14 protein-coding genes are annotated in these 19,443 nt (G+C 71.7%); 8 read left to right on the top strand and 6 right to left on the bottom strand.

Going from position 1 to position 19,443, the window contains the following annotated elements:
* Positions 1–225 precede the first annotated feature (225 nt).
* The 6 genes from ACIRVH_RS00320 to ACIRVH_RS00295 all read right to left on the bottom strand — a co-directional run bounded on the left by ACIRVH_RS00320 (position 226) and on the right by ACIRVH_RS00295 (position 11,461).
* Positions 226–1,719: an MFS transporter gene (locus ACIRVH_RS00320; protein ID WP_403946950.1), complete on the bottom strand. Its 1,494-nt coding sequence runs from the start codon at positions 1,717–1,719 to the stop codon at positions 226–228.
* Positions 1,720–1,868: 149 nt separating this feature from the next.
* Positions 1,869–2,648, bottom strand: a complete 780-nt coding sequence (locus tag ACIRVH_RS00315; RefSeq protein WP_403947772.1) for a thioesterase II family protein — start codon at positions 2,646–2,648, stop codon at positions 1,869–1,871.
* Positions 2,649–2,677: 29 nt separating this feature from the next.
* Positions 2,678–3,769, bottom strand: a complete 1,092-nt coding sequence (locus ACIRVH_RS00310; protein ID WP_403946948.1) for an LLM class flavin-dependent oxidoreductase — start codon at positions 3,767–3,769, stop codon at positions 2,678–2,680.
* A gap of 34 nt (positions 3,770–3,803) precedes the next feature.
* Positions 3,804–5,408: a fatty acid--CoA ligase gene (locus tag ACIRVH_RS00305; RefSeq protein ID WP_403946946.1), complete on the bottom strand. Its 1,605-nt coding sequence runs from the start codon at positions 5,406–5,408 to the stop codon at positions 3,804–3,806.
* Between the two features lie 54 nt (positions 5,409–5,462).
* Positions 5,463–11,150 carry an SDR family oxidoreductase gene (locus tag ACIRVH_RS00300; RefSeq protein WP_403946944.1) on the bottom strand — a complete coding sequence of 1,896 codons (5,688 nt, stop codon included), beginning with the start codon at positions 11,148–11,150 and terminating at the stop codon, positions 5,463–5,465.
* Between the two features lie 11 nt (positions 11,151–11,161).
* The gene (locus ACIRVH_RS00295) at positions 11,162–11,461 is read right to left on the bottom strand and encodes an acyl carrier protein (RefSeq protein ID WP_403946942.1); all 300 of its coding nucleotides are present in this window, start codon (positions 11,459–11,461) and stop codon (positions 11,162–11,164) included.
* A gap of 161 nt (positions 11,462–11,622) precedes the next feature.
* On the opposite strand from ACIRVH_RS00295, the gene ACIRVH_RS00290 reads away from it, so the two are divergent.
* From ACIRVH_RS00290 to ACIRVH_RS00255, 8 genes are all read left to right on the top strand, one after another.
* Complete coding sequence (locus ACIRVH_RS00290) at positions 11,623–13,254, top strand: aldehyde dehydrogenase family protein (protein WP_403946940.1); 1,632 nt, start codon at positions 11,623–11,625, stop codon at positions 13,252–13,254.
* A 27-nt stretch (positions 13,255–13,281) separates the two neighbouring features.
* Positions 13,282–14,424 carry an acyl-CoA dehydrogenase gene (locus tag ACIRVH_RS00285; RefSeq protein ID WP_403946938.1) on the top strand — a complete coding sequence of 381 codons (1,143 nt, stop codon included), beginning with the start codon at positions 13,282–13,284 and terminating at the stop codon, positions 14,422–14,424.
* 114 nt (positions 14,425–14,538) lie between these two features.
* Positions 14,539–15,843 carry an aspartate aminotransferase family protein gene (locus ACIRVH_RS00280; RefSeq protein WP_403946936.1) on the top strand — a complete coding sequence of 435 codons (1,305 nt, stop codon included), beginning with the start codon at positions 14,539–14,541 and terminating at the stop codon, positions 15,841–15,843.
* 2 nt (positions 15,844–15,845) lie between these two features.
* On the top strand, positions 15,846–16,331 hold the full coding sequence (locus tag ACIRVH_RS00275) for a type II toxin-antitoxin system RatA family toxin (RefSeq protein WP_403946934.1): 486 nt from the start codon (positions 15,846–15,848) through the stop codon (positions 16,329–16,331).
* A gap of 18 nt (positions 16,332–16,349) precedes the next feature.
* A complete protein-coding gene (locus ACIRVH_RS00270; RefSeq protein WP_386575742.1) occupies positions 16,350–16,883 on the top strand; it encodes a hypothetical protein in 534 nt (177 codons plus the stop codon).
* Positions 16,880–17,428: a flavin reductase family protein gene (locus ACIRVH_RS00265; protein WP_403946932.1), complete on the top strand. Its 549-nt coding sequence runs from the start codon at positions 16,880–16,882 to the stop codon at positions 17,426–17,428. The genes ACIRVH_RS00270 and ACIRVH_RS00265 overlap by 4 nt, the downstream gene beginning before the upstream one ends.
* Positions 17,425–18,405 (top strand): VlmB-like protein, encoded by a 981-nt coding sequence (locus tag ACIRVH_RS00260; RefSeq protein WP_403946931.1) that lies wholly within the window; start codon positions 17,425–17,427, stop codon positions 18,403–18,405. The genes ACIRVH_RS00265 and ACIRVH_RS00260 overlap by 4 nt, the downstream gene beginning before the upstream one ends.
* Positions 18,402–19,409 (top strand): beta-ketoacyl-ACP synthase III, encoded by a 1,008-nt coding sequence (locus ACIRVH_RS00255; protein WP_403946929.1) that lies wholly within the window; start codon positions 18,402–18,404, stop codon positions 19,407–19,409. The genes ACIRVH_RS00260 and ACIRVH_RS00255 overlap by 4 nt, the downstream gene beginning before the upstream one ends.
* The last annotated feature ends 34 nt before the right edge of the window (positions 19,410–19,443 follow it).

Below are 19,443 nucleotides of genomic sequence, written 5' to 3'. Positions count from 1 at the left end.
GTTTCCAGTAGGTGTCCAGCGTTGGGAGACATCCTGATGAGCAGCCCTGACAGGGATCTGATGGATTACTGACGCGTTTTCAACCAGTAAATGACTGGTTTCCGCTTGGCAAAAAGGGAAGGTTGCATTCTGAACATTCGCTGGTGGAGAGGCTTCCGGGAACACGGAAACGGGGGCCGGCGAGAACTCGCCGGCCCCCGTCGGGGGACTGTTTTCAGCTGTCGGTCAGGCGGCCTCGGGCGCGCTTGCGGCATCCGCCTGCCGTGCCCGTGGCAGCAGCTGCACCAGCGCCGCCACCAGGACGCAGAACCCGGCCTGCACCAGCAGGCTGGTGCCGAAGGCGTGGGCGTAGGAGTGAGCGTCGATCCGGTGCCCGGCCACGCTGAAGAAGACCACACCGATCACCGCGATGCCGATGGCGTTGCCCATCTCCTGGGCGGTGGAGAAGACACCGGACGCGGCGGCCGCGTGGTGCGGGGCCACCCCCTCCAGGACCAGCGAGGTGAGCGGGGCGACGACGAAGCCCATGCCGATCCCGCCGAGCACCATGGCCGGGATGCACCAGGCCACGGAACCGCTGCCGTCCAGGTGCCACACGGTCTCGGCCAGCGCCAGGTCACCCGCCGCCAGCAGCAGGGCGCCCAGGGCCAGCACCTGCTTGCCCAGCTTGGCCGCGATCTTCGGCGCCTGCACCGAGCCGACGAAGAAGCCGAGGCCGAGCGGGATGAACAGCAGCCCGGACCGCAGCGCGGACTGGCCGCGGCCCTCCTGCAGATACAGCGCGAGGACCAGGAAGAAGGAAGCCATCGCGGCGAAGAACACCAGCAGGGAGACCACGCCCACACCGAACGCGCGGTCCTCGAAGAGGCTCGGGTTGACCAGCGGCGACCTGCCGCGGGCCGCCTTGCGGCGCTGGGTGTACCAGAAGGCGCCCAGCAGCGGTACGGCGGCCACCAGGCACTCCCAGGTCCAGGTGGGCCAGCCCTGCTCGCGGCCCTCGACCAGCGGCAGCACGACGGCGGTGAGCCCGGCGGTCACCAGGACCACACCGGTCAGGTCGAGGCCCGTGCGGCCGTCGGCGCGGGACTCGGGCACCAGCTTCGGGGTCAGCAGCAGGACGACGGCGCCGATGGGCACGTTGATCAGGAAGATGGTCCGCCAGTCCCAGCCGAACACGTCCGCCTTGATCAGCAGGCCGCCGATCAGCTGCCCGAAGACGGCCGAGGCGCCGAGCGTCAGGCCGTAGGCGTTGAACGCGGCGACCCGGGCCTTGCCCGTGTACGTCGTGGTCAGGATGCCGAGGACCTGCGGGATCACCAGCGCGGCCGCGGCGCCCTGCAGCGCGCGCGCAGCGATCAGCTCGCCCATGTTCGGCGCGATGCCGCAGGCCAGTGAGGCCAGCGTGAACAGGGCCAGGCCGATGGAGAAGATCCGCCGGCGGCCGTAGAGGTCGCCGAGCCGGCCGCCGGTGATCAGCATGGCCGACAGACCGATGTTGAACGTGGCGGCGACCAGCTGGATCTCGGCCGCGCTGGCGTGCATCCCGTGTTGCAGCGAGGGGATGGCCACGTTGACGATGAAGAAGTCGAGGTTGGTGATGAACAGGCCGGCCAGCACGACCAGAAGCGCGCCCCAGGCGGGTGCTCCGACGGTCTCCTCGATGTCCGGTGGCGGTGCGGCGGAGGCCGCGCTGCCGGTCAGTTCCGCTTCGGTGGTCATGGACGACCCTCCCTAGGTCGTTTCGTGCTGGTTGATTGCGGGCCGCGGAGGTCCGCGACGCACTGCGGGGCGCGGGACAGCACCCGGAACACAGTCATCGGGTCACTGTCCCGCGCCCCGCTGACACGGCGCTGACGCGGTCTCCGGGCTCAGTTCTTGCCCTGGCCCGCGGCCTTGGCCACGGTCCGCTGCAGCCGGTGCGCGAAGTGCGCGGTGACGGCCTGGGCGTGCGTGTCGATGTAGAAGTGGCCGCCCTCGTACTCGTTGTGGCCGAGGTAGGCGGGGGTGCGCCCGGCCCAGTGGGTCATGGCGTCCGGGGCCTCCTGCAGCGGGTCGCTGCGGCCGCCGTAGGAGGCGAGCGGGCAGGTGACACCGGCGCCGTCGTCCTCGTAGTCCCCGGCGACCCTGAGGTCGGCGCGGAGTGCGGGCACGACGAGCGCGAGCATCTCGGGGTTGTCGTAGATCTCGGCCGGGAACGAGCCCAACTTCTTGATCCACTCGACCAGTTCGGGCTCCGGCATCCGGCTCTGCTCCTCCGTCGGCTGGAAGAAGCCCACGGGCGACCAGCCGGACATGCCGACCATCACCGGAGCCGGCCCGCCCTCCGCCTCCATCTTGATCGCCAGCCGGAACGCCAGCTGCGCGCCGAGGCAGTGGCCGAAGAAGGCGAACGGCCGCTCGTCCAGGTCGCCCAGGACCGCCTCGTGCAGGGCGTCGAGCAGCGGCCAGAAGTTCTCGTAGGTCTGCTCCTCCCGGCGGTTGTGGCGGCCGGGCAGGGTCACCGCCTGGGCCGCGATGTCCGGGGGCAGCAGGCTCTCCCAGTCACGGTAGATGATGGCGCCGCTGCCCGCGTGGGGCAGCAGGAACAGCCGGATGGAGGCGTCGGGCGAGGGATCCACGGGGTGGAACCAGTTTCCCTCGGTGGACATCTGGCTGCCGACGGTGCCGATGGCGGTGGTCACGACTGCGTACTCCCAACGGTGGTGGACGGACCGAGGGCGCGTACCGCGGGCAGCAGCACCTCGGCGATCTCCTTCAACTGCGGCTCGGGGTCCAGGGATCCGATCCGTACGACCAGATGCCGGGCGCCGGCGCGGACGTATCCGCCGAGCCACTCGGCGCACTTCTCTGCGCTGCCCCATGCGTAGGCCTGGATGCTCTGCATCTGCTCCAGGGAGCGGCCGTAGTAGTGGCTGATGTAGTGCTCCAGTTCGGCCTTGGCCGCGCTCTCACTGGAGTTGACCGTGACCGTGGCGTACAGCGCGGGGACGACCGCGTCGGCTCCCCGGCCCGCCTCCTCGGCGAGTTCGGCGATACGACGGCGGGCGCGTGCGTAGGCGTCGACGTCCGGGAGGAAGGGCAGCCAGCCGTCGTAGCGGGTGGCCACGCGGGCCAGGACCTTGGGGGTGTCGCTGCCCGCCAGCCACAGCGGCGGGCCGCCGGGGACCGCGGGCGAGGGGAGCCGGTCCAGGTTCTCCGCCTGCCAGAACTTGCCCTGGAACTCGGCGGGTTCGCCCTCCTCGCCCGACCGCCACGCCGTCCGCCACAGGGCGGTGATCTCGTCCAGGCGGCCGACGCGCCCCTGGAAGGAGGCGCCGACCGAGGCGAACTCCTCCTCGGTCTCGGGCATGGGGAAACCCGAACCGAGGCCGAGGATCAGCCGGTCGGCGGCGACATGGCTGAGGCTCGCGATCACGTTGGCGCCGATGAGGGGGTGGCGCAGGGCCGGGGTGAGCGCCGCGGTGCCGACCGCGATGCGCGTGGTCGCTGCCGCTGCGGCCGAGAGTACGACGAGGGGGTCCAGGCGGGGGCGCGCGGTGAGGGAGTCTCCGGCCCACAGGGAGTCGAAGCCGAGCGCTTCCGCGGTTTTGGCGAAGTCGAGCAACGGGGCTGCTGCGTAAGTGCCGTTGATGGCCTGCTCACGGGTGGGGAGGAGGATGCCGATCTGCAAAGGGGGGTTCGCGTCGTCTGCGGGCTGCGGGCTCGTCGTGGTTCCTCGCGCAGTTCCCCGCGCCCCTGGGGAGTTGCTCTCCTCGGCGTTGGAAGGCATGCGTCAATTTCCTTTCCGAAGCTGATCGGTGTGGTCAGACGACCGTTGCCTTCAGTGCGTCCCGGGTCGGCGCCCCCAGTTGCTCCCTCACCGCGCGGCGCAGGATCTTGCCCGACGGGTTACGCGGGAGTGACTCGGCGAAGTGGTACGTGCCCGGGATCTTGTAGTCGGCGATGCGGCCCCGCAGGGACAGCAGGAGTTCTCGGGGTGTGGCGGTCGCGCCGGGCCTGAGGACCACCACCGCGTGCACGCTCTCGCCCCAGCGGTCGTCGGGGAGGCCGACGACGGCCGCGTCCGCGACGGCCGGGTGCGCGGCGAGCGCCTTCTCGACCTCGGCCGGGTAGATGTTCTGCCCGGCGACGATGATCGTGTCGTTGATGCGGTCGCACAGGTGGAGATAGCCGTCCTCGTCGAGGTAGCCGGCGTCGCCCATGTGCAGCCACTCCCCCACCAGGGTGCGGGCGGTGGCCTCGGGCAGGTTCCAGTAGCCGAGCATCCGGGAGGGTGCGCGGACGCAGATCTGGCCGATGGCGCCGGCGGGGAGGGTCTCGCCGTCGGGGCCGATCACCTTGACCTCGTTGCCGGGGCAGGGCCTGCCGACCGAGGTGAGGACCGTGCTGCCGGGGTGGTGCGCATCCGGCGGGAGACAGACCGCGACGCTGCCGGTCTCGGTGCTGGCGTAGATCTGCGCGAACTCGCAGCGGTAGGTCTCCAGGCACTGCTTGAGCAGCGTCTCGGACATGGGGGCGGCGCCATAGGCGATCTTGCGCAGGGAGGCGAAGGCCTCGGGGCCCGCGCCGCGTTCGGCCGCCATCGCCTGGAGCATGGCCGGGGCGGCGAAGGTGGTGGTGACCCCGTGGCTGCGGATGAGCCGGACCGCCTCCTGCGGGTCGAACTGCGGCATGATCACGTTCGTGCCGCCGGCGTTGAACGTGTGCAGGAACCAGCCGATGCCGGCCACGCCGAAGCCCGGCAGGGAGATCAGGGCGACGTCCTCGGGCAGCCAGTCGATCCAGTCCACGCCCCGCTCGCGGCTCGCGTGCGGCAGCGTGAAGAAGCTGCGGTGGGCGAGGACCGCGCCCTTGGGCAGACCGGTGGTGCCGCTGGTGTAGATCTGGACGACCGCGTCGTCCGGGCCGGTGCCGGGCGCCGGGTCGGTGTCGGGCTGGTCGGCGGCCCAGGCCGACAGGCCCGCGCCGCGGGCGGGTTCGCCGTCGGCGTCGGTGCCGTCGACCCGGATCACCCTGCGCAGTGCGCGCAGCTGGTGGCGGACGGTGGCGACGGTGTCCCAGAACTCGTCGTCGACGAAGATCAGGGCGGCGCCGGAGTCACGCAGGATGTGGTCGACCTCGTGCGGGGTGAGCCGCCAGTTGACCGGCACCAGGACCGCGCCGGCCTTGGCGCAGGCGATCATCACCAGGTAGTAGTTGGCCGACTCGCGGCCCAGGTAGGCGACCCGGTCGCCGCGCCTGACCCCGCTGGTGTGCAGGGCGTGCGCGGCGCGGTTGCTGTCGCGGTGGAGCTTCTCGTAGGTGGTGACGCGGCCCTCGCAGATGATCGCCGGGTGGTCCGGACGGCTTCCGGCGTGGGCCCGGGAGGAGTGGTGGAGCGTCCAGCGCTCCCTCGGTATGTCAGTCATGGTGGGTTCCCGTCCCTGGGGGGCGTCCCCTGTCGAGGACGCCCCCCAGCTCTGTCACGCTGCCGGTACCGGACCGAGCTGACCGTCGACGAACTGGGCCAGCGCACGGACCGTGGGGTGGTCCTGGGTGAGGGAGGCCGGCAGGGGCAGCCGGAACGCCTGCTCCAGTGCGGCCTTGACCTGCTGGGCCATCAGGGAGTCCAGGCCCAGCGACACGAACTCGGTGGACACGTCCAGCTCGTCGCCCTCCTCCAGGTGCAGGACGACGCCGACCTTCTCGCGGACCACGCCGGTGACGGCGGCCAGGCGTTCGGCCGCGGGCAGCGCGGCCAGTGCCGTGAGGTCGAGGCCGGTGCCGTCGTCGTCGGGGGTCTGCCGGGCGAGCCGGTCGTAGAACAGGTCGCCGGTGACGCTGCCCGCCACATAGCGGTCCCAGTCGAACTCGCCCACGATCCGCTGGGTGCGCGGCCGCCCCCACAGCCGGGCCAGGGTGTCCAGGGCCCGGGTCGGGGAGAAGAAGCGGACGCCGCTGCGCTCGATCTCCTGGCTGAGGTGCTCCTCCAGGCGGGCCGACATGCCGACCCGGGCCCAGGCGCCCCAGTTGACCGAGAGACCCGGCACCCCGCGCCGGCTGCGCCACTCGGCGAGTGCGTCGAGCCCGGCGCTGGCGGCGGCGTAGTGGCCCTGGGTCGCGCCGCCGAGGACGGAGGCGATGGAGGAGTAGGTGACGAAGAACTCCAGCTCGGGGAAGGACTCCTCGGCCGCCTCGTGCAGCAGCCAGCCGCCGTACGCCTTCGCCGCCAGCTGGGCGTCGATCGACTCCCAGGTCAGCTCGGAGATCAGCTTCTTGTCGTAGGAGCCGGCCGCGTGCACGATCCCGCCGAGCGGGTACGGGCCCGCCGCGAGGTGCCGCACCAGGCGCTGGACGTCCTCCGAGCGAGAGACGTCGGCGCGTACGACGTCGATCTCGGCGTCGGCGGCCAGGTCCGCGAGGACCGGTGAGGCCTCCTCGGTGGCCCGGCCGCTGCGGCTGACCAGGGTCAGGTGCCGGGCGCCGAGCGCGACCAGCTTGCGGGCGGTGACCAGGCCGAGGCCGCCGAGACCGCCGGTGACCAGGTAGGTGCGGTCGGCGCGGAGCCCGGCCGGCCCCTCGTCGACCTGGTCGGTCTGCTCCTGCGCCGGGTCCTCGGGAAGCGTCACCCAGGCGCGTCCGGCGGGGTCGGACAGGGCGGTGCGCAGGGCCTCGCCGGTCTCGTCCAGCCGGAAGCGGGACGCGGTGTCGTCGGAGCCGGTGGCGTGGACGACGGCCACCGCGGGCACGGTGAGCGTGGAACGGAAGGTGCCGTCGTGCCGGACGAGGACCTCGTCGCCGGCTGTGAAGCCGGTGCCGTCGGCGGCGGCGAAGACCGCGCCACGGGCCAACTGGCCCAGCAACGGCGGCGGTTCCTCCACGCCCGCCTCCTCCTCCGCGCGTTCGGCGCGTCCCGTGTCCAGAGCGGTGCGGGCGTCCTCGGCGGTCAGACCGACGGCGTGCACGCGGACCTGGACCTCCCCGGCCTCGGGCGCCCGCTCGGTGACCGAGACCAGCGCCAGGTCGGACAGGTCACCGGAGTCGGGGGCCCGCAGTTCGAAGCCGCCGGTCCAGGTGAGGGTCGAGTCACCGGCGAGCAGCCGGCGCACATACCGGCGGCCGGGGCGGTGGGCGACCTGGTACTCGCCGGGCGGCTCGCTGCGCCACTCGTCCGCGAGCGGGGCGAGGCCACTGCCCGGGGCGAGGTCCACCAGCGTCGTCCGGTACTGCGGGTACTCGGTCAGCAGCACCCGCCCGAAGCCCCACAGGGTGGCGGCGCCGAGGTGTCCGCCGTCGCCGGCCGGGTCTCCGGGGAGCCACTGCGCGCCCTCGGTGACCAGCCACAGCCGGGGCGGCCGCGTGGCACCGGAGGCGTCCAACGCGCCTACCAGAGTGAGGAGTTCGCGGTAGTTGTCCTCGCACTCCACCCGCAGCCTGCCGTCGGACATCGGCGCCGGGCGCTGCCGCCAGATCCGGCAGACGTCGGTGACGGTGGGGTCCTCCAGGGCGGCCTTGAGGTCGGTCAGGTCGGGCAGCCAGGTGACCTTCAGACCGGGCTCGGCGGCGAGTTCGGCGGCGCGGACCGCGGACGGGTCGAGCAGGACGACGTGCCGGGCCGGTGCGTGCTCCTTGGCGGGCAGTGCCCGGCGCACCCAGTCGGGGCGGTGCAGGAACTGACGGCGGCCACCGCGGCCCTCGGGCCGGGCCATGCGGACACCGAGCAGCTCGGCGACCGGATCGCCGTTCTCCAGCAGCAGCACGTCGGCCAGGCGCCGGTCCTGCTCGCCGCGGACCCGGGCGAGAACACGCAGGTTCTCGCCGCGCGGCTTGCGGAAGTGCCGTACGGAGGCGATCTCGCGCGGCACGAACACCGGGCCCTCGGGGTCGAGGACGACCAGGGCCTGCACCGCGGCCTCCAGCAGTTCCGCCGGGACGTGCTCGACGGCGGTGGCGTCGCGGCCGGTCAGCTCGCCGGTGACCAGGCCGTCGCCGTGCCGGGCGGCGCGCAGCAGCAGCCGCATCCGGGGTCCCTGCGGGCGGCCGACGGAGGCGAGGTCGGTGTAGATGTCCTCGTCGTCGATCTGCTGTCCGGCCGGGGCCAGCGTGGCGTCCAGCTCGGCCAGCTCCGAGACGGGGACCAGAGGTTCGCGCTCGGCGGCGACGACGGCGGTGGCGTGCAGGTTCTCCTCGCCGCCGACGACCGTGAACACCTCGACCTCGGCGCCGCCGCCCGGGCGCGGCCGCCAGCGGGTGGTCAGCGCGGTCAGCGTCTCGGCGGGCAGCTCCAGCGGGGCGAGCAGCCTCAGGTCGCGGACGGCGGAGCGGGCGTGACCCTGGACCGCGTCCTGCACGGCGAGCAGCAGGTCCACATAGGCGCCGGCGGGCAGGACGGTACGGCCGCCGTCGGCGAGGTCGGCGAGCGCGCCGAGTTCCTCGGTGGTGAACTCCGCGTTGAACTCCCTTACTCCGCTGGCGAACCGCTCCTCGATGCCGAGCAGCAGGTGCCGGGCGGTGCCGTTCGCGGCCGCCCTGCGGGGCGTGGCGGTGGGCAGCCAGTAGCGCTTGCGCTGGAAGGCGTACGTCGGCAGGTCCACGCGTGCGGGCACGGGGTGACCGGCGTGGTAGTCGGTCCAGGAGACGCCGAGGCCTGCCGCGTAGTAGTCGGCGAGTGCGGTGAGGGTGGTCGAGGTGGTGGTGTCGCGGCGGCGCAGGCTGGCCAGCCACAGGTGGTCCTCGACGGTGACCCCGCGCCGGGCGAGCGCGGTGAGCCCGGCCTGCGGGCCGATCTCGATCAGGGCGTGCCGGCCGCGCTTGGCGACGGCCCGGATGCCGTCGAGGAAGCGGACGGGTTCGCCGATGTGCCGCACCCAGTAGTCGGGGTCGCCGATCTCGCGGAACCGGGCGAGGCGTCCGGTGACGTTGGAGATGAGGCTGATCTTCGGCTCGTGGAAGGTGATGCCGTCGAGGGCGGCGCGGAAGTCGTCGTAGACCTCGGCCATCAGCGGGGAGTGGAAGGCGTGCGAGACCTTGAGGCGGTCGACGCGGACGCCCCTGTCCTCCAGGATGCCCACGACCTCGTCCAGTGCGGCGGTGGCACCGGAGATCACCGTCTGGTCGGGGGCGTTGACTCCGGCCAGGGCCAGGTCGGTGCGGCCCTCCAGCAGGGGGACGACCTCCTCGACGGGGGCGGCGACGGCGGCCATGCCGCCCTCGGTGCGCACGGCCTGCATCAGCCGGGCCCGGGCGGCGACCAGCGTGACCGCATCGGCCAGGCTGAACAGGCCGGCCACGGCGGCGGCGACGACCTCGCCGATGCTGTGCCCGATGAGCACGTTCGGGCGCACGCCCCAGGCCATCCACTGCTGGGCGAGGGCGTACTCCAGGGTGAACAGGGCGGGCTGGGTGTACTCGGTGCGGTCGATCGCCTCGGGGTCGGCGGCGGTGCCGAGCAGCAGCTCGCGCACCGAGCGGCCGAGGTGTTCGGCGAACAGCAGGTCGCACGCGTCGACCTGGGCGCGGAAGACGGGGAGGGCCGCGTAGAGGGCGGCGCCCATACCGGCGTACTGGGAGCCCTGGCCGGTGAACATGAACGCGGTCTTGCGGATGCCGGAGGGCCCCTCGTGCTCGGCCTCGGCGGCCTGGTCCAGGAGCCGGGCGAGCGCGGCGCGGTCGGCGACGGGCGCGGCGACGCGGTAGGGGTGGTGGGCCCGGGTGGTGTTGGCGCTGTGGCAGAGCGCCGGCAGGGGCCGCTCGTCGACCAACTCTCGGTATTCGGCGGCCAGTTCGCGCAGCGCAGCGGCGTTCTTCGCGGACAGGGTGAACACCGGTGCGGCCCCGCCCTCGGAGAGCTGCTCGGCCGGCTCGGGGGCCTGCTCCAGCACGACCGCGCCGATGGTGCCGGCGAAGCCGAAGCTGTTGACGACCCCGCGCCGGACCTCGGCCTCCCAGGGCTCGCAGGCCGTCGGGACCCGAACCGGGTAGAGGTCCCAGGGGATGCGTCCCGAGGGGGTGTTGAGGTTGATGTGCGGGTAGATCGTGCCCGCGCGCAGCTGGAGGACGGTCTTGATGACACCGACGATGCCGGAGGCGGGCTCCATGTGACCGAGGTTGGTCTTCACCGAACCGACCAGCACCGGCCGGTCCTTGGTGTGGGAGTCGACGAACACGTCGCCGATGGCACCGAACTCGATGGGGTCGCCGAGCGGGGTGCCGGTGCCGTGCGCCTCGACGTACTGGATGTCCTCGGGCGCGAGGTGGGCGGCGGCCAGCGCGCTGCGGATGACCTTCTCCTGGGCGGGGCCGTTGGGCACGGTCAGACCGGCGCTGTCGCCGTCCTGGCCGACGGCGGTGCCGCGTACCAGGGCGAGGATCCGGTCGCCGTCCCGCTCGGCGTCGGCGAGCCGCTTGAGGACGACGATGCCGCAGCCCTCGGCGCGCGCGTAGCCGTCGGCGGCCTCGTCGAAGGTCTTGCACTGCCCGTCCGGGGAGAGCATCTGCGCGTTGGAGAACATCACCGGGATGCGCGGGTGGTGCAGGGCGTTGACGCCGCCGCACAGCGCGATGTCGGTCTCGCCGGCGCGCAGTGCCTGCACCGCGAGGTGCAGTCCGACCAGCGAGGACGAGCAGGCGGTGTCGACGCTCATGCTCGGGCCGCGCCAGCCGAGGAAGTAGGAGAGGCGGCCGGACAGCGGGAACATGGTGATGCCGGACGCCAGATGGCCGTCCAGCTCCTCGTAGGGCAGTGAGTCCAGTTCGAGTGCGTAGTCGATGGAGCTGGCGCCGATGTACACGCCGCCGTTGCCGCGGCGCAGCGGTGCCGGGTCGATGCCCGCGTGCTCCAGGGCCTGCCAGGCGGTCTCCAGCAGCAGCCGCTGCTGGGGGTCCATGTACCGGGCTTCCTTCGGGGAGATGTTGAAGAAGCCGGCGTCGAAGAGGTCGATGCGGTCCAGGAACCCGCCGCCCGAGGCGCGGATCTTGCCCTTGTCGTCGGGGCCCTCGGGCGTGAACGCGTCGACGTCCCAGCGGTCCCGGGGGATCGGTCCGATCCCGCTGCGGCCCTCCCGCAGGAAGGCGTCGAACTCGTCGGGCGAGCCGCTGCCGCCGGGGAACCGCAGACCGATTCCGACGATCGCGACCGGCTCGGGCGCCTGCTCTGATTCCGTACGCGGCATGGAGCGACTCCTCAAGCTTCCTGGATGGCCTGGGTCAGGTGGTCCACGAGGTGGGCGATCGTCGGCTCGTTGAAGAGCACGTTGACGTTGATCGACAGGTCCAGGAGCTGCTCCAGGCTCTGTCGTATCTCGGTCAGCCGCAGCGAGGTGAGGCCGAGATCGAAATAGCTGATGTCGAGGGGGAGATCCTCGGAATCGTCCATGAGAAGTACTGCCTTGAATTTCACCAGGACGATTGACTCGATTTCTTCGGCGAGTTCACTGCGCGGCAGATCGCGCAACCGCTGGATCGTGCTGTCGACAGGTGGCATGCGGCCATGCAAGCAAGGCCGGCTGACGCCCCGCTGACAGCTCCGAGAGCGCTCCCGTGGCTTGATCGGCGCGGTCAGTCACGTGTCAGCGCGGGGTCAGATTCCGCTGTCAGGCTCGCATTGCTTCAAGAAATCCACACGCCATATCCGAAAGGCTGAAGATGCTTCGCGAAGCCGCGCAGGAGGAGAGTGCTGAGGCACCTTCCGGATTGAAGAGTTACGACCTCTACATCGCGGGCAAGGACGTCGCCGGGGACGGGTGGGTCTACACCGTCAGCGGGCGGTCCCTGCTGGAAGACGTGTTCACCAGCGTGACCCTGAAGCGCTCGCTGGAACAGGACCCCGAATCCGACGCGGCCAAGCACCCCTATGTCGTCGGGCGCTGCGCGATCGCGGACGACTCCGCCATCGACCTGGCCACCCAGGCGGCCGCCGCGGCCGCCCCCGACTGGGCGGCCGTACCGCTGGAGCGGCGGATGCAGCTGGGCACCCGCTTCCGCGAGGAACTGATCAAGCACCAGGACGAGTTCCTGCGCATGCTGGTCGCCGAGTCCCACCCCGTGAAGCTGGCCCGCTGGGAGCTGAGCTGCCTGCTGCAGATCTACGCCCCGGGCTCCCTGCGCTGGTACCTGAAGCAGATGCGGGTCGAGAAGGAGTACAACGGCCGCAAGCTGATCCTGCACCGTCAGCCGGACGGCGTGGTCGCCTTCAACCCGCCGCAGAACGCCCCGCTGCCCAGCACCGCCCTGTGCGTGCTGGCCCTCATGGCCGGCAACGCCGTGGTGGTGCGGGCGCCCCGCAGCATCGCGCTGTCCACCATGTGGCTGCTGCGCGACATCGTCGCCCCGCTGCTGGAGGAGATCGACGCGCCGGCCGGTGTGCTCAACGCGGTGTGCTCCAACCCGAAGCAGACCATGGACCGCTGGATCGCCGACCCGCTGATCAACGACATCTTCTACATCGGCGGCAGCCAGGAGGGTCTGCGCTTCGAGCAGCAGTGCGTGGCGCACGGCAAGAAGCCGATCCTCGAACTCGCCGGCAACGACGGCATCGTGGTCTGGAAGGACGCCGACGTGAAGTGGGCGGCCGAGGCCATCACCGAGTCGTTCTACGGCTCCGGGCAGATCTGCATGGTGCCCAACTACGTGCTGGTCCACCCCGAGATCGCCGAGGCGCTGATCGCGGAGGTCAAGGAGCAGGTCAAGGGCATCAGGCCGGGCCTGCCCGAGGAGGAGGACGTGCTGCTGTCGCCGGTGCGGCGCAGCGAGCGGTTCTTCCGGCTGCTGCGGCAGGCGATGGACAACGGCGCCGAGCTGGTCACCGGCGGCAACCGCACCGAGGTCGACGGCACGGTGTCCGAGACGGGTGTCTTCCTGCAGCCGACGGTGGTGCGGGTGGACGGCCTGGACCGGGCCCGGACCTTCGACGTGGTCCGCGAGGAGACGTTCTTCCCGCTGATCCCGATCGTGGTCGCCGAACGCGACAACGACGACGCTCTCCTCGAGGCATTCCTGCAGTTCGTCAACAGCAACGACTACGGGCTGCGCAACTCCCTGTGGTCGCGCTCGGACCACGTCATCGAGACCTTCGTGCGCCGCGTGGTCAACGGCGGCCTGCTCAAGGTCAACGACTCCCACATCGGCTTCCTGCCGTACCTGCCCAGCCACGGCGGCACCGGCCGCACCGGCGGCGCCTTCGGCGAGGCCAACTACCCGATGCTCAAGACCTCCCACGTCCAGGGAGTCAGCATCGCCCGCGACGTGAGCCCGTACGACGCGGTCTTCGGCGCCTGACCACACCCAGTCCTGCGGAGGTTTCCCGTGCGTTCCCTCGATGCTGCCCGGACCGTCTGCGAGCGGTTCCACCCCGGACTGCTCAAGGAGCTGGAGCAGATTCCGTATGCCGAGCGGGAGCGGCCCGGCAGCCCGGTGATCGACCTGTTCCGTATCCACGGCGGAGTCGGTCTGCTGATACCCGAGGCCTACGGCGGCCACGGCGCCGCCCCGCTCGAGGCGCTGCGGGTCCAGCTCGCCCTCGGCGCGCTCTCGCCGTCGCTGGTCGCGGCCGTGTCCATGCACCACTTCACCGCCGCCATGCTGTACTCGCTGGCGGTCAAGTCGGGCCGGCTCACCGCCGCGCAGACCGAGCTGCTGCACCGGATCGTGCCGGACCAGCAGGTGCTGGCGTCCGGCTGGGCCGAGGGCCGTACCGCGCAGAACATCCTGAAGCCGGCCGTGACCGCGCGTCCGGTCGAGGGCGGGTTCCTGCTGTCCGGTTCGAAGAAGCCGTGCAGCCTCTCCCTTTCGATGAGCCTGCTCACCGCGTCCATCGCCATCCACGGCGAGGAGGGCGGCGAGCCGGAGCTGGCGCTCGCCCTGGTGCCGTCCGACGCGCCCGGCATGTCCGTGCACCCGTTCTGGGGCAACGACCTGCTGGCCGGCGCGGAGAGCGACGAGGTGCGCCTGGAGGACGTGTTCGTCCCGGCCGAGATGGTCGTCCGGGCCGGCGCCGACGACCCCACCCGCCTCGACGACCTGCAGTCGGCCGGGTTCGTCTGGTTCGAGATGCTGATCTCCGCCGGGTACGCGGGCTCCGCCGCCGCGCTGGTGGAGCAGGTGCTGGAACGACAGCGGGGCAGCGTCGAGGAGCGAGCGGCTCTCGCCGTAGACATGGAGGCAGCCCTCGCCCTGTTGGAGGGCGTGGCCCGCGGGACCGGTCCCGAGCCCGGTGACGAGGAGTCGGTGGCGCGGGTGCTTGTTGCCCGTTACGCCGTGCAGAACGCGCTGCCGGGCATCGTGGCCCGTGCGCTGGAGCTGCTCGGGGGGCTGGACTTCATCAGCTGCGCTGCAAGTGCGCAGATCGCTGCCGCTACTCGGGCGTTGGCCTTTCATCCGCCGTCTCGTATCGCTGCCGCGGAGCCGCTGCTTGCCTATTTCGGCGGGGGGCCGCTGGTTCTGGCGTAGAGCTCGGGCGATAGAGCCGAGTGGGCGACTGCGGGCCGTCAGCGGCTGGTCGCGCAGTTCCCCGCGCCCCTTTGGGGCGCTCCTCCCCACCCAACCCTTTGGAGTGAGCGACACGTGACCGTCATTCAGGAATCGCCCGGAGCGCCGGCGGCGTCGGCCGTCGTCGACGAGGCGGAGATTCTCCACCTGTACCGGGCCCATCTCAGCAAGGGCCGGGCCACGCTTGCCGAGTTGTTCGGCAGTCACATGGAGGTGGCGTCGGAGGGCGCCTGGCTCACCACCAGCGACGGTGAGCGCTTCCTGAACGCGGGCGGCTACGGCGTGTTCATCATGGGCGCCCGGCACCCGATCGTCATGGAGGAGGTGGAGCGCCAGCTGCGCACCCACCCCACCGCGACCCGCATCCTGCTGGAGCCGACAGTGGCCCGCGCCGCCGAGGCCCTGGTCTCGGTGCTGCCGCCCGGACTGGACCGCGTGCACTTCGCGCTGTCCGGCGCGGAGGCGGTGGAGACCGGCCTGAAGCTGGCCCGCGCGGGCGGCTTCAAGCGCACCATCTCGATGCGTGGCGGCTACCACGGCAAGACGCTGGGCGCCCTGTCGGCGACCGCGAAGGACGTCTACCAGGCGCCGTTCCGCCCGCTCGTGCCCGACTTCCAGCACCTGCCGTTCGGCGACGCGGACGCCCTGGAGGCGGAACTGCGGGCGCATCCGGGCGAGGTGTGCGTGATCCTGGAGCCGGTGCAGGGCGAGGGCGGGGTGATCCTCCCGCCGAAGGGCTACCTCAAGCGGGTCGAGGAGCTGGTCCGCGAGTACGAGGGCTTCCTCATCCTCGACGAGGTGCAGTCCGGCTTCGGGCGGCTCGGCGAGTGGTGGGGCGCCGACATCGAGGGCGTCGTCCCGGACGTCCTGCTCACCGGCAAGGCGCTCGGCGGCGGGGTGATGCCGGTGTCGGCGGCCGTCGCCACCCGCAAGGCGTTCCGCCCCTTCGACAAGGACCCGTACGTCCACACCGCCACCTTCTCCGGCCAGCCGGTGCTGATGGCCGCGGTGCAGGGCGCGATCCGGGCCGTCAAGGAGGAGCGCCTGGTCACCCGGGCCATGGACCTCGGTGCCCGGCTGCTGCCGCGGATCGCGGAGGTCGCCCACCGCAACATCCCCGACCTGGTGGTGGACGTGCGCGGCCGGGGCCTGCTCATCGGCGTGGAGCTCGTGGAGGCCGGTCTGGCCGGCGAGCTGCTGATCGAACTGTTCAACCACGGCGTGGTCGCCAACCACTCCATGAACGGCAGCTCGGTGGTGCGGTTCACGCCGCCCGCCGTGCTGGACGACACCGACGTGGACTTCCTCGTCAACTCCTTCGACCTGGCCACCCGCGACCTCATCCGGGGCGCGGCCAAGATGCCGGAAGGCGGTAACTGATCGTGCGGCACGTCGAACTCGATGCCCTGATACCCGCGGAGCAGGCCGAAACGGTCCTGCACGCCGTACGGCGCTGGGAGAAGTACCCGGACCTCGCGCCCCACGTCAACACGACCACCGTGCACGCGTCCTACCCCGACCCGAAGGCCTCCTCCAGCTGGGAGCTGCACTTCCGCAGCGGCCTGCTGCGCTGGACCGAGGACGACACGGTGCTGCCGGAGAGCGGCGAGATCCGCTTCGAGCAGTCCGACGGCGACTTCGACTCCTTCTCGGGGACCTGGTCGGTCCGGCAGGACGGCGCCGACGTCACCGTCCGCTTCGACGCCGACTTCGACTTCGGCATCCCGAGCCTGGAGGGCATCCTCGACCCGATCGCCGAGCGGGTCATCAAGGAGACCGTCGCCTGGGCGCTGACCGGGCTGTACCCGGCCGTGCGGATCCAGGGCGGCATCCAGCTCACCGAGCCCGCCGCGGTCGGCGCCAAGTAGTCCGCCGAGGAGCTGACCATGGACCAGGCGAACCCCTTCGAGACACCACGCACGTACTCGCTGCACCGCGCCGAGTATCTGGTGGGCCTCGCCGTCACGACCGGCCTGATCGTCTACCACTTCGGCGACATCCGCTGGCTGCCGGCGCTCGGACTGTTCCTCTACATCGACCTGATCGGCTACATCCCCGGCGCCATCGCGTTCAAGAAGAGCGGCGGCCGGCCGATCCACAAGGCGTACTACGTCCTCTACAACGTCATGCACAGCCTCATCACGCAGGGCGCGGTGGCCGCGCTGTGGTGCTGGCTGGTCAAGCCCGAGTGGGCGCTGCTGGTGCTGCCGTTCCATCTGTTCGGCGACCGCGGTCTGTTCGGCAACTTCATGAAGTCCTTCGCGCTGCCCTTCGAGCCGGTGCGCCAGGAGGGCTATCTGCGGCTGCTGGACGACCTGGGCCTGCCCCACCCGAAGCCGGTCGGGCACGCCATGGACCCGGTGCCGGTCGGTCACGTCCCGGCGCGGCCGGTCGTGCGGGAGACGGAGGCCGTGCGATGACCACCGCGACCGGCGTACGGCGGACGGTCCGGCAGGACCCGGCCGAGCGCCGCCGGGCCCTGTACCACCTGGCGTCCCCGGTGTCGGTGCTGACCACCGGGCCCGAGGACCGGATGCACGGCACCACCGCGAGCACGGTCACCCTGGTCTCGCGCTCGCCCCTGCTGGTCGGTGTGGCGCTGCGGGCGGGCTCGTCCTTCGCCCGGCTGGCCGCCGCCGAAGGCCGGTTCGCGATCAACGTGCTCGGCGGCGACCAGGCCGACGTGGCCCGGCGGTTCGCCGACAGCGGCCGGCCCGACGGCGACGAGGCCTTCGCGGGCCTTGCCTGGACGGCGGACCGGTACGCGCACGCCCCGCTGATCGCGGGCGCGCTCGCGCACTACGTCTGCCGGTTCCACTCCGCCCACGATGCGGGCGACAGCGAGCTGCTGCTCGGGTACGTCGTCCGCGCCACCTCCGACAACGGGCGGCTCCCCCTGTTCAGTTACGCCGGCGGGCTGTTCGCCGGCTCCCTGCGCCCGGCGAAGGAGGCCGCCGCATCATGACCGCACCTGTAGCACCCGAGGCCGACTGGGAGAAGGCACCCGGTCTGCTGGACGGCGCGAAGGAACTCACCCTCGGCCCCGAGGAGTGCGACCTCGCCTACTGGATCACCTCGGTGGCCCAGGGCACGCTGCGCGACCGCGGGGTGACCGGCCACCACGAGAACGCGATCACCCCGGACTTCCTCAAGGCGCCGGGCCCGTTACGCGAGGCGCTGGTCCTGGAGTTCGGCTTCCGGGCACTGGCGGAGGAGCTGGCCACCCGGCTGCTCGGCCACTACGTCTCCGTCGCGCCCGGCATCCCGCAGATGGAGTTCTACGCCACCCAGCTGATCGACGAGGCCCGGCACGCCCGGGTCTTCCGCCAGCACCTGGTGGAGCTGGGCATCCCGGCGACCACGCTGCTCAAGGACATCGACGAGATGGCCCGGGACTACCGCAAGCGGGTCCTGGACCCGGTGGTGGACTTCACCCTGGACATCGTCCGCGACCAGGCCGACTTCCCGGGCGGGGTCGCCGTGTTCGCCATCATCATCGAGGGCGTGCTCGCCCCGGCGGCCGAGCTGAGCGAGCGCAAGTGGACCCCGCTGTCCCCGGCGACCGGCGAGATCTCGCGCGGTACCGCGATCGACGAGATCCGCCACCTCACCGTGGCCAGCACCATCCTGCGCGACCATGTGATCGAGCACCCGGAGTACAAGCCTCGGCTGCTGGAGATCCTGCGGGCGGGCGTGAAGCTGTGGGACGAGATCCCGGACCGGGAGTTCGTCATCCATCGCGAGGAACTGTTCCAGGAGGGCATGTTCCAGCACGCCGACAAGATCGGGGACTACGAGATCTGGCCGGGGGTCCGGCTGCTCGACACCACCGCCGAACAGCGCTACGACATGGCCGAGCAGTGGACCGACGAGATGGCCGAGGTCCGCATGGACTACATGGGCCTGCCCCTCGGCGTCCTCGCCTCGGAGGCCGGCGCATGAGCACCGGGCGGGCCGCGGTCGTCATCGGCATCGGGTCGTACGTCCCGCCCAACGTGGTGACCAACGACGACCTGGCCGCCCGCCTCGACACCTCCGACGCCTGGATCCGGTCGCGCACCGGGATCGCCGAGCGGAACTTCATCTCCCCGGGCACCTCCACCGGCGATCTGGCGGCGGAGGCCGGCCTGAGGGCACTGAAGTCGGCGGGTGACGAGGAGGTGGGGGCGGTGGTGCTGGCCACCACCACCCCGGACCAGCCCTGCCCGGCCACCGCACCGCAGGTGGCCGCGCGGCTGGGGCTCGGGCAGGTGCCCGCCTTCGACGTGGCGGCCGTCTGCTCCGGGTTCCTGTACGGCCTGGCCTCGGCCGCGGGCCTCATCGCGGCCGGGATCGCGGACCGGGTGCTGATGATCGCGGCGGACGCCTTCACCACGATCATCAACCCCGAGGACCGCACCACCGCGGTGATCTTCGCGGACGGCGCGGGAGCGGTGGTGCTGCGCGCGGGCTCGGCCGGTGAACCCGGTGCGATCGGCCCGCTGGTGCTCGGCAGCGACGGCGGGCTGAGCCATCTGATCGAGGTCCCGGCGGGCGGTTCCCGGCAGCGGTCCACCGGCCGGCCGGCCGCCCCGGAGGACCACTACTTCCAGATGCTCGGCCGGGACACCTACCGGCACGCGGTGGAGCACATGACCGCCGCGTCCACGGAGGCGGCCGAGCGGGCCGGCTGGCGGCTGGACGACGTCGACCGCTTCGCGGCGCACCAGGCCAACGCCCGGATCCTGGAGGCCGTTTCGGACCGGCTCGGCATCCCCGCCGAGCGGCAGCTGAGCAACATCGCGCGGGTCGGCAACACCGGCGCCGCCTCGATTCCGCTGCTGCTCGCCGAGGCCACCGCCGAGGGCCGGCTCGCCGCGGGCCACCGGGTGCTGCTCACCGCGTTCGGCGGGGGCCTGTCCTGGGGTGCCGCCACCGTCATCTGGCCGGAGCTGCACACCACCTGACCGAACGTCAGTCATTCATATCGATTCAGCGGTA

Source organism: Streptomyces sp. NPDC101165 (assembly GCF_044768135.1).
Classification (GTDB): Bacteria; Actinomycetota; Actinomycetes; order Streptomycetales; family Streptomycetaceae; genus Streptomyces.
Note: the sequence above shows the minus strand (reverse complement) of the source record. Positions and strands in the feature narration are given on the sequence as shown.

What these genes read in the sequence shown, in the direction of transcription:
- ACIRVH_RS00290 (WP_403946940.1), top strand. Translation starts at nt 11,623, where the DNA reads ATGCTTCGCGAAGCCGCGCAGGAGGAGAGTGCTGAGGCACCTTCCGGA.
- ACIRVH_RS00255 (WP_403946929.1), top strand. Translation starts at nt 18,402, where the DNA reads ATGAGCACCGGGCGGGCCGCGGTCGTCATCGGCATCGGGTCGTACGTC.
- ACIRVH_RS00295 (WP_403946942.1), bottom strand. Translation starts at nt 11,461, where the DNA reads ATGCCACCTGTCGACAGCACGATCCAGCGGTTGCGCGATCTGCCGCGC.
- ACIRVH_RS00315 (WP_403947772.1), bottom strand. Translation starts at nt 2,648, where the DNA reads ATGTCCACCGAGGGAAACTGGTTCCACCCCGTGGATCCCTCGCCCGAC.
- ACIRVH_RS00300 (WP_403946944.1), bottom strand. Translation starts at nt 11,150, where the DNA reads ATGCCGCGTACGGAATCAGAGCAGGCGCCCGAGCCGGTCGCGATCGTC.
- ACIRVH_RS00305 (WP_403946946.1), bottom strand. Translation starts at nt 5,408, where the DNA reads ATGACTGACATACCGAGGGAGCGCTGGACGCTCCACCACTCCTCCCGG.
- ACIRVH_RS00265 (WP_403946932.1), top strand. Translation starts at nt 16,880, where the DNA reads ATGACCACCGCGACCGGCGTACGGCGGACGGTCCGGCAGGACCCGGCC.
- ACIRVH_RS00310 (WP_403946948.1), bottom strand. Translation starts at nt 3,769, where the DNA reads ATGCCTTCCAACGCCGAGGAGAGCAACTCCCCAGGGGCGCGGGGAACT.
- ACIRVH_RS00320 (WP_403946950.1), bottom strand. Translation starts at nt 1,719, where the DNA reads ATGACCACCGAAGCGGAACTGACCGGCAGCGCGGCCTCCGCCGCACCG.
- ACIRVH_RS00260 (WP_403946931.1), top strand. Translation starts at nt 17,425, where the DNA reads ATGACCGCACCTGTAGCACCCGAGGCCGACTGGGAGAAGGCACCCGGT.
- ACIRVH_RS00270 (WP_386575742.1), top strand. Translation starts at nt 16,350, where the DNA reads ATGGACCAGGCGAACCCCTTCGAGACACCACGCACGTACTCGCTGCAC.